10 protein-coding genes are annotated in these 14004 nt (G+C 59.0%); 5 read left to right on the forward strand and 5 right to left on the reverse strand.

Annotated features, from left to right (window positions below):
- Positions 1 to 145 precede the first annotated feature (145 nt).
- Positions 146 to 1621, forward strand: coding sequence for an inorganic phosphate transporter (locus IEQ42_RS01880; protein WP_210702379.1), 1476 nt, complete (start codon positions 146 to 148; stop codon positions 1619 to 1621).
- Positions 1622 to 1941: 320 nt separating this feature from the next.
- Here the strand turns inward: IEQ42_RS01880 and ccoM are convergent, their stop codons facing one another.
- The 3 genes from ccoM to IEQ42_RS01890 all read right to left on the reverse strand — a co-directional run bounded on the left by ccoM (position 1942) and on the right by IEQ42_RS01890 (position 2837).
- The gene (ccoM, locus tag IEQ42_RS27505; RefSeq protein WP_003222396.1) at positions 1942 to 2055 is read right to left on the reverse strand and encodes a cytochrome c oxidase subunit CcoM; all 114 of its coding nucleotides are present in this window, start codon (positions 2053 to 2055) and stop codon (positions 1942 to 1944) included.
- 145 nt (positions 2056 to 2200) lie between these two features.
- On the reverse strand, positions 2201 to 2362 hold the full coding sequence (locus IEQ42_RS01885; RefSeq protein WP_210702380.1) for a hypothetical protein: 162 nt from the start codon (positions 2360 to 2362) through the stop codon (positions 2201 to 2203).
- Between the two features lie 133 nt (positions 2363 to 2495).
- A complete protein-coding gene (locus IEQ42_RS01890) occupies positions 2496 to 2837 on the reverse strand; it encodes a hypothetical protein (RefSeq protein ID WP_042558000.1) in 342 nt (113 codons plus the stop codon).
- A 239-nt stretch (positions 2838 to 3076) separates the two neighbouring features.
- Here IEQ42_RS01890 and rapA point away from each other — a divergent pair, with 239 nt between their 5' ends.
- Positions 3077 to 5923 (forward strand): RNA polymerase-associated protein RapA, encoded by a 2847-nt coding sequence (gene rapA / locus IEQ42_RS01895; protein WP_210702381.1) that lies wholly within the window; start codon positions 3077 to 3079, stop codon positions 5921 to 5923.
- Between the two features lie 164 nt (positions 5924 to 6087).
- Here rapA and IEQ42_RS01900 read toward each other — a convergent pair whose 3' ends face one another.
- The gene (locus tag IEQ42_RS01900) at positions 6088 to 7437 is read right to left on the reverse strand and encodes a spinster family MFS transporter (protein ID WP_210702382.1); all 1350 of its coding nucleotides are present in this window, start codon (positions 7435 to 7437) and stop codon (positions 6088 to 6090) included.
- Between the two features lie 301 nt (positions 7438 to 7738).
- Between IEQ42_RS01900 and IEQ42_RS01905 the strand changes: the two genes are divergently transcribed.
- Together IEQ42_RS01905 and IEQ42_RS01910 are read left to right on the forward strand one after the other, a co-directional pair.
- The gene (locus IEQ42_RS01905; protein ID WP_210702383.1) at positions 7739 to 8107 is read left to right on the forward strand and encodes a YkgJ family cysteine cluster protein; all 369 of its coding nucleotides are present in this window, start codon (positions 7739 to 7741) and stop codon (positions 8105 to 8107) included.
- A 144-nt stretch (positions 8108 to 8251) separates the two neighbouring features.
- Positions 8252 to 10534 (forward strand): putative bifunctional diguanylate cyclase/phosphodiesterase, encoded by a 2283-nt coding sequence (locus IEQ42_RS01910; RefSeq protein ID WP_210702739.1) that lies wholly within the window; start codon positions 8252 to 8254, stop codon positions 10532 to 10534.
- On the opposite strand, the gene IEQ42_RS01915 is transcribed toward IEQ42_RS01910, so the two are convergent.
- A complete protein-coding gene (locus IEQ42_RS01915; RefSeq protein WP_210702384.1) occupies positions 10425 to 11321 on the reverse strand; it encodes an NAD(P)-dependent oxidoreductase in 897 nt (298 codons plus the stop codon). The genes IEQ42_RS01910 and IEQ42_RS01915 overlap by 110 nt on opposite strands.
- A gap of 197 nt (positions 11322 to 11518) precedes the next feature.
- Between IEQ42_RS01915 and IEQ42_RS01920 the strand changes: the two genes are divergently transcribed.
- Positions 11519 to 13717 carry a hypothetical protein gene (locus IEQ42_RS01920; RefSeq protein WP_210702385.1) on the forward strand — a complete coding sequence of 733 codons (2199 nt, stop codon included), beginning with the start codon at positions 11519 to 11521 and terminating at the stop codon, positions 13715 to 13717.
- Positions 13718 to 14004 lie beyond the last annotated feature (287 nt).

Consider the following 14004-nt stretch of genomic DNA (forward strand, 5'->3'; position numbering starts at 1 on the left):
TTGAAAGACCCTGCGCGCCGCTTGGTTTTAATGCGCTGCAACAAATTAATTCGAAGAAGAGTGTTACTGATTGGCAGGTAGGGCATCGATTTCGAGACTTTTCTGGCATAATCGCGCCCCCTTACGACCGGGTCAGAAAACCTTCATGATCGATTTATTCAGCGGACTGGATGCTTGGGTGCTTGTGAGCCTCCTGCTCGCCCTGACATTCGTCCTCGCCTTCGAGTTCATCAATGGATTTCATGACACCGCTAACGCGGTAGCCACTGTTATCTACACCAAAGCCATGCCGCCTCACCTGGCGGTGTTCTTTTCCGGCGTGTTCAACTTCCTCGGCGTTCTGCTGGGTGGCGTTGGCGTGGCGTATGCCATTGTCCATTTGCTGCCGGTTGAGCTGCTGATCAATGTGAACACCGGCCACGGGCTGGCGATGGTGTTCTCGTTGCTCGCCGCGGCAATCGCCTGGAACCTTGGCACCTGGTACTTCGGTATCCCGGCCTCCAGCTCGCACACCCTGATCGGTTCGATCCTCGGTGTCGGCCTGGCCAACGCCCTGATCAACGACATTCCGTTGGCCGATGGTGTGAACTGGCAGAAGGCGATCGACATCGGCGCCTCGCTGGTGTTCTCGCCAATGGCCGGCTTCCTGATCGCGGCGCTGGTACTGATCGGTCTGAAATGGTGGCGCCCGCTGTCGAAGATGCACAAGACGCCGGAACAACGCCGCAAGCTCGACGACAAGAAGCACCCACCGTTCTGGAACCGTCTGGTTCTGGTGATCTCGGCCATGGCCGTAAGCTTCGTGCACGGCTCCAACGATGGTCAGAAAGGCATCGGCCTGATCATGCTGGTGCTGATCGGTATCGTACCTGCGCAGTTCGTCCTCGACCTGAACAGCACCACCTACCAGATCGAACGCACCCGCGACGCGACGCTGCACCTGAGCCAGTTCTACCAGCGCAACGCCGATTCGCTGGGTGAATTCCTGGCCTTGGGCAAGAGCGTGGAAGGCGACCTGCCGGAGAAATTCCGCTGCAACCCGCAGCAGACCGAACCGACCATCACTGCCCTGCTGCACACCCTTAAAGGTGTTGCGGACTATCACTCGCTGTCTTCGGACAGCCGTATTGAAGTCCGTCGCTACCTGCTGTGCCTGGACGACACTGCGAAGAAAGTCGGCAAGTTGCCTGGTCTGGAACCCCGCGAAAAGGCTGACCTCGACAAACTGCGCAAAGACCTGACCACCACCACCGAATACGCCCCGTTCTGGGTGATTCTGGCGGTCGCTCTGGCCCTGGGCCTGGGCACCATGGTCGGCTGGAAACGCGTAGTACTGACCATCGGCGAGAAGATCGGCAAGCAAGGCATGACCTACTCGCAAGGCATGTCGGCGCAGATCACTACCGCGACCCTGATCGGTATGGCCAACATCTTCAGCCTGCCGGTGTCCACCACCCACGTCCTCTCTTCGGGCGTGGCCGGTACCATGGTCGCCAACAAGAGCGGCCTGCAAGGCGGGACGGTTCGCACCATCCTGCTGGCCTGGGTACTGACCCTGCCAGCGACCGTGGCACTGTCGGCCGGGTTGTTCTGGCTGGCGTCCAAGGCGCTGGGTAGCTGATAGATAGCTGAAATGAAAAAGGCGCGATTCGAGAGGATCGCGCCTTTTTTTGGTTTGGGGGCTTGGGGGCATATCCGTTGCTGCGGGGGTTGCCTCTGGCGGTTTCGCCCTTACGGCGAGTCACCTTTTCCAAACGCCGGAGTGCCGGCCCAGCGAAAAGGTGACCCGCCGTAAGGGCGAAACCGCCAGAGGCAACCCCCGCAGCAACGGATACAAACCCAAAACCCCAAGAGCCTGGTCGGCCCACAGGCCGCCAAGGCAAAAAAAAAGGGCAACCGAAGTCGCCCAAAATGCCTTGCGTGCTCATCAATCCAGAAGAATCACTTCTTGCGCTTATTCGCATCCTTCCAGATAAAAAATCCAAACCCTGCAAAAAACAGAACCATGAGGCCGACAGTCAGCACTCCGGCAAAAACCACGTTATCGAAAAACATGACTGGCCTCCTGAACCTGCTCTGCTGCGATGGAACTAAGTTACCCAAACACGCAGGCGCAATAATTGACCAGGATCAAGTCCGGCCAACACAGAATGCAAAGGAAGGGAAATAACTGACATGCATCAACGGATGCAGGAGGAGATCAACGCTTTTTTGGCTTGTTCTTCGGTTTTTTCTTCGGCTTCCCCAAAGGCATTGCCTGCTCGAAGGCATTGCGCACTTCGTTCAAGCGCTTCTCTTTGATGTCATGTACGCGCTTGGCACGCTCAGAATTGAGGTCGATCAGTTTGTCGTCTTGGCTCATGGCAACATACATCGCTAAAAATAATCACAACTGCCGCGACAACGGCAGGACTGCGCCAATAATGCAGCCTGACGCCAACGCTGACCAGTCGCCAGCACCAACGCTCTAAAACATTTCATGTAAACGACGAATCTCAGATCTCGATATCGACCCACAAACCCTGACGCGGCTGATCTTCCATCAGCGGCACGACGGGCACGGTGTTGTCGGCATTGAGTTCATCACCAGGCACGGCGAGGTGTTCTTCAGGGTCTTCATCGGCTTCGCGGCGACGGCGATCGCGCTCCTGCTGGCGACGCTGTTCTTCGCGCAGCAGCAAACCGTCCTCTTCAGGATCACGCTTTTGCAGATCGATCGTGCTTTCGTTCGAGCTTTCCTGCACCGGCACTACTGGAGGAATGTCCGGTCGCTGACGAATCGGATCCTGCTGGGAAGTGACTGGCACAACGCTCAAGGGGAGCATCGGTGGCAACATATAAGAGATCTCCTGTCAGCAGGCTATCGGCTGCGGCGAAGGTGCCTTGAGCCACTGGTCGCAAACTTGTGACAGGGTTGGCACTCACTGGTGCCCCACAACCTTCGCAAACTGACAGATGACCGCATTAGGCGTGCTACAGCTTGTGGCTAAAAACTTGCCGCTGCGCCTAATCCTTTGGCCCTGAAGCCTGCATTCCGTTAAGATAGCCCGCTTTTTCAAGGTGGGAGTCAGGCAGCATGGCGCAGCAGTATCAACCGGGGCAACGCTGGATCAGTGACAGCGAAGCAGAGCTTGGTTTAGGCACCGTTCTGGCACAGGATGGCCGCTTGTTGACCGTGCTTTACCCGGCCACTGGCGAAACCCGCCAGTACGCGCTACGGAATGCGCCCCTCACCCGCGTGCGGTTCTCGCCCGGTGACAGCATTACCCACTTCGAAGGCTGGAAGATGACCGTCCAGCAAGTCGACGACGTCGATGGCCTGATGGTCTATCACGGCCTCAACGCGCAGAACGAAGCCGTCACCCTGCCGGAAACCCAGCTGTCGAACTTCATTCAGTTCCGTCTGGCCAGCGACCGTCTGTTCGCCGGGCAGATCGACCCGTTAGCGTGGTTCTCCCTGCGTTACAACACCCTCGAACACACCAGCCGCCAGTTGCAATCCTCGCTCTGGGGCCTGGGCGGCGTGCGCGCGCAACCGATCGCGCACCAGTTGCACATCGCCCGTGAAGTCGCCGACCGCATCGCGCCACGCGTATTGCTGGCGGATGAAGTGGGCCTGGGTAAAACCATCGAAGCCGGTCTGGTGATCCATCGCCAACTGCTCTCGGGCCGTGCCAATCGCGTGCTGATCCTGGTGCCGGAAAACCTTCAGCACCAATGGCTGGTGGAGATGCGCCGCCGCTTCAACCTGCAAGTTGCGCTGTTCGACGAAGAACGCTTCATCGAAAGCGATGCCGCCAACCCGTTCGAAGACACCCAACTGGCGCTGGTTGCGCTGGAGTGGCTGGTCGAAGACGAGAAAGCCCAGGACGCGCTGTTCGCCGCCGGTTGGGACTTGCTGGTGGTCGACGAAGCGCACCACCTGGTCTGGCACGAAGAAAAGGCCAGCCCCGAGTATTCGCTGGTTGAGCAACTGGCCGAAGTGATTCCTGGCGTGTTGCTGCTCACCGCGACCCCGGAACAACTGGGTCAGGACAGCCACTTCGCCCGTCTGCGCCTGCTTGATCCGAACCGTTTCCATGACCTGGCCGCCTTCCGCGCCGAGAGCGAAAACTATCGCCCGGTGGCCGAAGCCGTTCAGGAGCTGCTGGACAAAGGGCGCCTGTCGCCTGAAGCACACAAGACTATCCACGGTTTCCTCGGCAACGAAGGCGAAGCCCTGCTGACCGCGGTCAACGATGGCGACACCGAAGCCAGCGCCCGTCTCGTGCGTGAACTGCTCGACCGCCATGGCACCGGCCGCGTGCTGTTCCGTAACACCCGCGCCGCCGTGCAGGGTTTCCCGGAACGCAATCTGCACCCGTACCCGTTGCCGTGCCCGGACGAATACCTCGAACTGCCGCTGGGCGACCACGCCGAGCTGTATCCGGAAGTCAGCTTCCAGGCGCAGCCGGATGCAAATGAAGAAGAGCGCTGGTGGAAATTCGACCCACGCGTCGAGTGGCTGATCGATCAGCTGAAAATGCTCAAGCGCACCAAAGTGCTGGTGATCTGCGCCCACGCCGAAACCGCGATGGACCTGGAAGACGCCCTGCGCGTGCGCTCCGGCATCCCGGCCACGGTGTTCCATGAAGGCATGAACATCCTTGAGCGCGACCGCGCCGCCGCCTACTTCGCCGACGAAGAGTTTGGCGCGCAGGTACTGATCTGTTCGGAAATCGGCAGTGAAGGTCGCAACTTCCAGTTCGCTCACCATTTGGTGCTGTTCGATCTGCCGGCGCACCCGGACTTGCTGGAACAACGTATCGGTCGTCTCGACCGGATCGGTCAGAAGCACATCATCGAACTGCACGTGCCGTACCTGGAAACCAGCCCGCAAGAGCGTCTGTTCCAGTGGTATCACGAAGCGCTGAATGCGTTCCTCAACACGTGCCCGACCGGCAACGCCCTGCAGCATCAGTTTGGCCCGCGCCTGCTGCCGCTGCTCGAAGAAGCCGACGACAGCGAGTGGCAAGCGCTGATCGACGAGGCGCGCACCGAGCGCGAGCGTCTGGAACAGGAGCTGCACACCGGTCGCGACCGCCTGCTGGAACTCAACTCCGGCGGTTCGGGCGAAGGCGATCAGCTGGTCGAGGACATCCTCGAGCAAGACGATCAGTTCGCCCTGCCGATCTACATGGAAACCCTGTTCGATGCGTTTGGCATCGACAGTGAAGACCATTCGGAAAACGCCCTGATCCTCAAGCCAAGCGAGAAGATGCTCGACGCCAGTTTCCCGCTGGGCGACGACGAAGGCGTGACCATCACTTACGACCGCAACCAGGCGCTGTCGCGCGAAGACATGCAGTTCATCACCTGGGAACACCCGATGGTGCAGGGCGGCATGGATCTGGTGCTGTCCGGTTCGATGGGCAACACCGCCGTCGCGCTGATCAAGAACAAGGCGCTGAAACCGGGCACCGTGTTGCTGGAACTGCTTTACGTCAGCGAAGTGGTTGCCCCGCGTTCGCTGCAACTGGGCCGTTACCTGCCGCCGGCCGCCCTGCGCTGCCTGCTGGATGCCAACGGCAACGACTTGTCGTCACGCGTTTCGTTCGAGACGCTGAACGATCAGCTCGAAAGCGTGCCACGTGCCAGCGCCAACAAGTTCATCCAGGCCCAGCGCGATCAGCTGACGCCACGGATCAACGCCGGTGAAGAGAAGATCACCCCGCGTCACGCCGAGCGCGTGGCCGAGGCGCGTCGCCGTCTGGCGGCCGACACCGACGAAGAACTGGCGCGCCTGACCGCGCTGCAAGCGGTCAACCCGACCGTACGTGACAGCGAACTGGTTGCGTTGCGCGAGCAGCGTGAGCAGGGCCTGGCGATGCTGGATAAAGCGGCGTTGCGCCTGGAAGCGATCCGGGTATTGGTAGCGGGTTAAACCGCCCTGCTTCACCGGTGAAAAACAAAAAGGCCCGCAGCGATGCGGGCCTTTTTGTTTGCCTGTTATTTGGCCAGTGATGCTAATGGCCCTTTCGCGAGCAGGCTCGCTCCCACAGTTTGGAATGCGTTCCTATGTGGGAGCGAGCCTGCTCGCGAAGGCGGTTATGCAGTCGCTACCGAAACATCAGGCTCAACCACCGCCACCAGCCCCTCTTTCATCCGCTGCGCATCGCGCACAAAACACCGCGCCGCCAAAAACAGAAACACCATGGTCAGCAGCAGCGCCACCGGAATCAGGTACATCGCGTCATGCAGCCCGACAGCCTTGAACGCTTCGGTCATCTGCTGCGCCCCAGCTGCCAACATTGCCGTGTGCGCGAAATGATCCGACAACGCACCCACCACCACTGGCCCCAATCCTCCGCCCAGCAAATACAGCCCGGCAAAGAACAACGCCATCGCCGTGGCCCGCAGGCGCGGTTCGACCACGTCCTGAATCGCCGTGTACACGCACGTGTAGAAGTTGTAGGCAAACAGCCAACCCAGGCTGAACACCGCAACAAACAGACCAATCTCGATCCGTCCGGCGTGCAGCGCCCACGCCGTGCACAGTGTCGAGATGATCAGGCTGAATGCCGCAAACAACAGACGACCGTTAGCCACCCGCTGGTGGATTTTGTCGGCAATCCAGCCGCCGAGGGTCAAACCGATCAGCCCGGTCACGCCGACGATCACACCGGTCGCCACCGCCGCTTCCTGCAACGGCATCAGGAAATACCGCTGCAGCATCGGCACCAGAAACGAGTTGCAGGCATAAGTGGCAAAGTTGAAGCACAGCCCCGCCATCACCAGCCACAGAAAAGTCGGCACAGCGAGGATGCGGCGGATCGGCTTGTCGACTTTCTCCTGCGACACCTGCACGCTTTCCGCCGCCCCGCGCTTGGGTTCCTTGATGAAAAACATGAACACCGCCAGCAACAAGCCCGGCACGGCGGCGATAAAGAAGGGTGCGCGCCAGCTGTCGAACGCCTTGACCATCCAGCCGATGGTGAAGAACGCCAGTAGCAACCCCAGCGGCAGCCCCAGCATGAAGATGCCCATGGCCCGCGCCCGGCGATGAGCCGGGAACAGATCGCCGATCAACGAGTTGGCGGCCGGCGCATAGCTGGCCTCACCAATGCCGATGCCCATGCGCACGATCAGGAAACTCCAGAAACTGCCGACAAGCCCGTTGACGGCGGTCAACGCACTCCATGTCGCCAGCCCCCATCCCATCAGTTTGCTGCGTGAACCCGTATCAGCCATGCGCCCAAGCGGCAACCCGGCGATCGCGTAAACAATGGTGAATGCCGTACCGACGATGCCCAGCTGAAAGTCGCTGAGGTGCCATTCCATGCGGATCGGCTCGATGATGATCGCCGGGATGGTGCGGTCGAAGAAGTTGAACAGGTTGGCGAGGAACAGCAGGAACAGAATGCGCCAGGCATTCGCCGCTTGGGTCGAGTTCTGCATGGGTCCGTCTCTTTATTGTTATAGGGCTTCACTGCCAACGCATCCGAGCCCGGAACCTGCAATCTAGTCAGCGCAGCGGCGGCTGTCTGTGATCATTCGTCTGCCTGATATAGGGCCATGTCACTGTAACGAAACGTAAGCCCTTGATAAGTCTGCAATCCCCGTGAATCCGGGGCTTTTCCGGCAAAACCTTGCCATAAAAAAATAGTTTCAAGCCCCCCTTCCCATTGCCGTTGCGAAGCCTAGAATGGCCGCCGGATCCGTCCGGATCTCCCGATCAATCCCTTTGATACCCTCCCCAATGTCCGAAGTCAGTCCGTGTCTGAATTGCGGTGCCTGCTGTTCCCATTTTCGCGTGTCTTTTTTCTGGGGTGAATGTGCTTCGTCCGGGGGGACAGTGCCCGATGAGCTGGTGACTCAAATCTCTCCCAGCCGGGTGGCGATGAACGGCACCGACTGCAAATCGCCTCGATGCACCGCATTGGAGGGTGATGTTGGCAGCACCGTGAGCTGTTCGATTTATGACAAACGCTCCAGCACCTGCCGTGAATTCGAGTCGTCTTGGGAAAACGGCGAGCAAAATGTCGATTGCGACAAGGCGCGCGCCCGTTTCGGACTGCCTCCCTTGCAACCGGACTGGGCCGAAATCCCGTTTGAGAAGATCGCCTGACTCTTAGTGCCAATCGCTATGACGCTAATGCCGAAATCATTAGCGCCAATGTGCCACTATCGCTTGCTCCCCGAAAACCGCCTCTATACTTCTGTCTTCAGCCAGCGTTAACCGCGCGGTAGGACTTCAGAGACGGGGCGTGCTATAGAGTGGCTTGGTTTGCAGTTCGTTACCGAGCTGCCAGAGAGCGGGCAGGTCATTCTTGATTGCACACATAATCCCTTGCTGGTGCTGGTGGCCTATCTGGTTGCTTGCGCCGCGAGTTTTGCCACCCTCGATATGGCCGAGCGGGTTGCCCACGCCGACGACCCGAGTTCCCAGCGATTGTGGCGCTGGATAGGCGCCACCTGCCTGGCCGGCGGCATCTGGGCCATGCATTTCATCGGCATGCTCGCCTTTCAGGCGCCGATTGAAATCCAGTACGACCTGCCGATCACCCTGTTTTCCCTGTTGATCGCCCTGCTCGCCTCGTGGCTGGCGATGTACACGCTGAGCCATGCGCAGCCAAGCCTGGTGCTCTACCTGAAAACCGCACTGCTCATCGGCCTCGGCATCGCCGGCATGCATTACGTGGGTATGGCCGCCATGCAATCGCGCGCCACTGCGTACTACGAACCGTCCCTGTTTGCGCTGTCGATCGCTATCGCCATCGGCGCCAGTTTCGCCGCGCTGTGGGTAGCCGGTTACTTGCGCGAAGGCAGTGGCATGGCTCATCAACTGCTCAAATACAGCGCGGCGCTGATTCTCGGCGCGGGCATTTTCAGCATGCATTTCACGGGAATGGCAGCCCTGCAACTGGTGTTGCCCGAGGGCAGCCTGCCCGCGACGCCCGTCGATACCAGCCAGCTGCAACTGGGCCTGACGGTCGCGCTGATCATTCTGTTGATTCTGAGCAGCGCGATCAGCGCAGCGCTGTTCGACAAGAAACTGCAGAACAAGGAAAACGACCTGCGCCGGGTCAACGCCCTGCTCAGCCAACTTGATCAGGCGCGCATGGCGCTGCAACAAGTGGCCAACTACGACGCCCTGACCAACCTGATAAACCGCCGCGGCTTCAATCAGATCTTTGCCGAGAAGCTCAGCCAGAAAACCACCGAAGGCGGCATGCTCGCGGTGATGTTTCTCGACATCGACCATTTCAAACGCATCAACGACAGCCTTGGCCACGACGCCGGTGATGCCCTGCTCAAGGTCATTGCCAATCACATCAAAGGTTCGGTGCGCAGCCATGAAGATGTGGTCGCGCGTTTCGGCGGTGACGAGTTCTGCATCCTGATCAGCCTGCGCGACCGCGAAGAGGCGCGCAACATGGCCCAGCGGATCATGGCCAAGATGAAGGAGCCCATAGAACTGGCCGGACGCCGCATGGTGATGACCACCAGCATCGGCATCAGTCTGTTTCCTGAAGATGGCAGCACCTGCGAAGAACTGCTCAAGCACGCCGATCTGGCGCTGTATCAATCCAAGGGCGCCGGGCGCAATGGCCTGCACTTTTTCAGTTCCAGCCTGAAAAACCGCGCGACCCTCGAATTGCAACTCGAAGAAGAACTGCGCCACGCACTGCGCGAAGAAAACGGCCTGACGCTGTATTACCAACCGATCTTCGAACTGAAAACCGGTCGGGTGACCAAACTCGAAGCACTGATCCGCTGGCAGCATCCGATTCGTGGTCTGCTGACACCTGACGCTTTTATCAGCATCGCGGAAAACAATGGCCTGATTGCCGAACTGGACAACTGGGTGCTGCGCCGGGCCTGCAAGGACTTGGGCGAGCTGTCGAAACATGGCTGCGAAGAACTGAAAATCGCCTGGAACTGTTCACCGTTGAACCTCGCTCGCGAAGAACTGGCCGACGAAATCGAAAATGCGCTGCGCATTGCTGGCGTCGCTCCGGAACGTCTGGAACTGGAAGTCACCGAAAATGCCTTGATGGGCAATATCGCCAATACCCTGGTGCTGTTGCGGCAGATCCGCGCTCTCGGCGTGTCGCTGTCGATCGACGATTTCGGCACTGGCTACTCGTCACTGGCTTACCTCAAGCGCTTGCCGCTCAACACGCTGAAGATTGACCGTTCCTTCATCCTCGACATTCCCAAGGCGACAGCAGACATGGAGATCGTCCAGGCGATCATTGTCATGGCCCACACCCTGCATTTGCAGGTGGTCACCGAAGGCGTCGAAAGCCTGGAGCAGTACGAATTCCTCGAACGCTCCGGCTGCGATTTCATTCAGGGTTACTTGCTCAGCCGCCCGGTGCCGCTGGACGAGCTACGCCCGGTGCTGGAAGAAATCAATCAACGCAAACAATCACACTCGGTCAATCCGTTGATTCTGGCGCGCGGTACATTTGCACCAGTGTCGCTGGATCCTTCGCCAAAAAGCCCTGCGCCCCATGCAGGCGCATCAGTTGTGCGGCCAATCCGCTGATCGGCGTGGCCGAGCCTTGCTCGCGGGAGAATTTCACAGCGGTGTCGAGATCCTTGAGCAGCGTGCGTACGTGCCACTTCACCGGTTCGAAACGGCTCTCGGCCATTTGCGGGGCGAGGATCTGCAACGGTTTCGAATCGGCAAAACCACCGGCCAACGCTTCAGCGATCAAGCGCGCATCGACCCCGGCCTGCTCGGCCAGTGCCACCACTTCGGCGATCACCAGTGCATTGCAGGCGACGATCATCTGATTGCAGGCCTTGGTCACTTGACCGGCACCTACGCCGCCCATGTGCGTGACGCGCTGACCAAGATTGAGCAGCACCGGGCGTACGCGCTCAAGATCTGCCGCCTCACCACCGACCATGATCGCCAGAGTGCCGGCCTCGGCGCCGACCACCCCGCCTGACACCGGAGAGTCGAGCCAGGCCATGCCGGTTTGACTCAGCAATTGCGCGGCCATCTCACGAGTGGCCGTAGGTTCCAGGCTGGAAAAATCCACCAGCAACTGACCGCCCTTCGCGCCCTCGGCGACACCGGCCGGGCCAAATACCACCTCGCGCACCACGGCGGTATCCGCCAGGCACAACATCACCACGTCGGCGTGTTCGCACAGCTCGGAAGGGCTGGCGACCTGTCGGGCGCCGGCCGCGACCAGTGGCGCGCACTTGGCCGGATTGCGGTTCCACACCCTCAGCGGATAACCCGCCGCCAGCAGACGTCGGCACATCGGCAGGCCCATCAGGCCAATTCCGGCAAACCCCAACGATGGTAGCGATGACATCATTTAGCCTCCTTTTGATTAAAGATCGCCGAATAATGGCCGATTCATCAACGATCAGGAAAGGATTCCCCCCAAGCGACAGTCAGGCCAAGTCCCTGACGCTAGGGCCAAATTCGCGCAAAAAAGACGCGACATCTTATTCCGTGAGGTTCGCTGACATTCAGTCACCGGGCCAACCCAGTCCAGGTACATGGCGCACAATGACTTCTAAAAACAATCCCGCCACAGCGGTATCCGATCTGACTTTGAGCCCGGCCGTAAACAGCCCGTCATCGTCCAAGCCATTGGTTCCCTCGCGCCCGCTGTCGACCCAGCAATACCTGTACTTCACCGAAACCAACACCGACCGTATCCTCGACAACCTCGACGGTTTGCGCGACATGGTGTTCCCGCGCCCGCCGCATCTGGAAGGCGATAACGAGCAGCACAGCGATCAGGAATTCCCGTCGGTGTGCCTGATCGGCCTCGGTCGCTGCGGCTCCAACATCGCCCTCGATGTGGCGGAGTTGGTGTACAACGCGCGCAAGTTCTACCTCAATGAATTCAACAACGAAGACCGTGCAACCGACCGGCGTTTGGCCGACAAGGGCTACAGCCCGGCGCAGTGGATCAAAAACAACCTGCGACTAGGCACCAGCAAAGCGAGCAAACCGGTGTTCCTGGTGGAACCGCTGGTCATGCTCGGCGACCTCGACAAGGACATCGCCGGACGCATCCGTTTCTCGCGCAAGAGCGAAAAGAGCGGCTTCCTGCGCGACTACAGCAAAATGAAAATCATGGACTTGTCCGAAGTCCACGCCGGTGGCGCCGGTAACGCGCCGATCCTCGGCCAGTATCTGGCGAAGATCATCCTCAACAAGGACACCCAGCGTTTCTCCAGCCCTGACTGGAAAATGATCCACTCGTACCTGATCGACAGCTGCGGCATCAAGGCCAACCAGTCGCGCCTGTACTTTTCGATCTTCAGTGCCGGCGGCGGTACGGGTTCGGGCATGGCCTCGGAGTTTGGCCTGGCCCAGCAGCACTCGTACATGAACAAGACGTTCGACACCAAGCCGATGGACGAGCACGACGGCAAAAGCGGTCATTCGTTCGTGTTTGAACCGATCTTCACCAGCGGCATCTGCGTGCTGCCGAACATTTCCGATCACCGCAGCGAAATGTCCGAGGCGCTGCACATCAACGCCGGTCGTCTGCTGTGCAAATACCTTTCGGAAGAATGGGATTTTTCCTACAACTTCGCCAATGAAGACAGCAGCGAAGCCAGCGTCATGGGCCGTATCCGCCCATGGAACGCGATGATGCTGATCTCCAACGACATCATGCGTTACGCCGAAGAGAACGATGACGGCAACATCCAGAACATTGATGTCAATGCGATGGAGAAACACGCCAACCAGTACATCTCGCAGCAGATCTTCAACATTCTGACGGCGCAGGCAGTCACCACCGACTACGACCAGAACTACTTCCGTCGCGCCGGCATCGACATCGGCGAAACCATTCGCCTCGACGCCAACGACCTGTTCATGAGCCTGGCCGGCCCGGTGGCGATCGCCTACGCCGAATCGGTGGTGCCGGAAACCCCGCCACCGAGCAGCGACAAGTTCAAGGTGTTCGATAAAGAACCGCAGCGTCTGAACATCGACGACTTGTTCTTCCGTTCGATCGACCTGCCGCACTTCAACAAAGTCACCCAGGCCATCGAAGGCATCAGCCTGTTACCGATCGAGTCCAAGCGCTATCGTGCCTCGCTCGAGCAGTACAAGAATTCCGGCTACGACGCCGCTGCCCTGCACGACCTGCATTTCTTCAAGAACTGCTCGTCGGTGGTCTCGATCGTTTCGCTGCCCAAAGACTACAAGCTGTCGTACATGGATTTGAACCGGTTGAAGACGCACCTCAACAGCCTGTTCCCCAATACCACGCTCAAGCGCTACGCACTGGTGATCGGCGCCTCGGCCAACCTGTCGCTCACCACCTTGATCGCCAAGAGCCCGTGCCTGTCGGACGACTTCCTGACCCTGATCGTCGCGTTCATCAAACGCTGCTTCGCGAAAAATCCGTACCGCTTCGACGAGACGCTGGATAACTCGATCCTCGACTTCATCATCAATGAAGAATTCGACGAAGACCGCATCGACGAACTGCTCAACGAGTTCGAAAACCCGGCGAAGATCCTCGACACCAACTGGTACGCGATCAAACCGATGTACGAAAAGAAGTACCGCGAACTGATCAACGATAAAGAGAAGTTTGTCTCGATCAACGACATTCGTCTGTCGCGTGATTGCGTGAAGAAGTCGATCAAGTACCTGCGCGAGATCTACCGTCACCGGATTGGCAAGACCAAGGTTATTTCGCTGAATAACCATACCGGGAAGTCGTTTACGGTCTGATCCAGGACCGAGTTGCCGCAATCACTGGCAAGCCAGCTCCCACAGGTTTTGGGTCGTGCGCAGGTTGTGTGTTCAACACCGACCCTGTGGGAGCTGGCTTGCCAGCGATGAGGCCATCAAATTCACTGAAAATATCAGCCGATCCAACATCCAGAAACAATTAAGCAGCCGTCAGGTGGCTTACCAAACTGTGCTCGTTACGTTTACGTCACCGTTATGCCACCCCTGCCTGTGGCGAATCTCTACGGCAACGTGCCATCACGCTACTCGGCTACACACTTTCTCTG

This window comes from Pseudomonas iridis (assembly GCF_017980685.1).
GTDB lineage: Bacteria > Pseudomonadota > Gammaproteobacteria > Pseudomonadales > Pseudomonadaceae > Aquipseudomonas > Aquipseudomonas iridis.

Coding starts and splice junctions, on each gene's coding strand:
- IEQ42_RS01920 (WP_210702385.1), top strand. CDS start 11,519: ATGACTTCTAAAAACAATCCCGCCACAGCGGTATCCGATCTGACTTTG.
- IEQ42_RS01880 (WP_210702379.1), top strand. CDS start 146: ATGATCGATTTATTCAGCGGACTGGATGCTTGGGTGCTTGTGAGCCTC.
- ccoM (WP_003222396.1), bottom strand. CDS start 2,055: ATGTTTTTCGATAACGTGGTTTTTGCCGGAGTGCTGACTGTCGGCCTC.
- IEQ42_RS01885 (WP_210702380.1), bottom strand. CDS start 2,362: ATGAGCCAAGACGACAAACTGATCGACCTCAATTCTGAGCGTGCCAAG.
- IEQ42_RS01900 (WP_210702382.1), bottom strand. CDS start 7,437: ATGCAGAACTCGACCCAAGCGGCGAATGCCTGGCGCATTCTGTTCCTG.
- IEQ42_RS01905 (WP_210702383.1), top strand. CDS start 7,739: ATGTCCGAAGTCAGTCCGTGTCTGAATTGCGGTGCCTGCTGTTCCCAT.
- IEQ42_RS01890 (WP_042558000.1), bottom strand. CDS start 2,837: ATGTTGCCACCGATGCTCCCCTTGAGCGTTGTGCCAGTCACTTCCCAG.
- rapA (WP_210702381.1), top strand. CDS start 3,077: ATGGCGCAGCAGTATCAACCGGGGCAACGCTGGATCAGTGACAGCGAA.
- IEQ42_RS01915 (WP_210702384.1), bottom strand. CDS start 11,321: ATGATGTCATCGCTACCATCGTTGGGGTTTGCCGGAATTGGCCTGATG.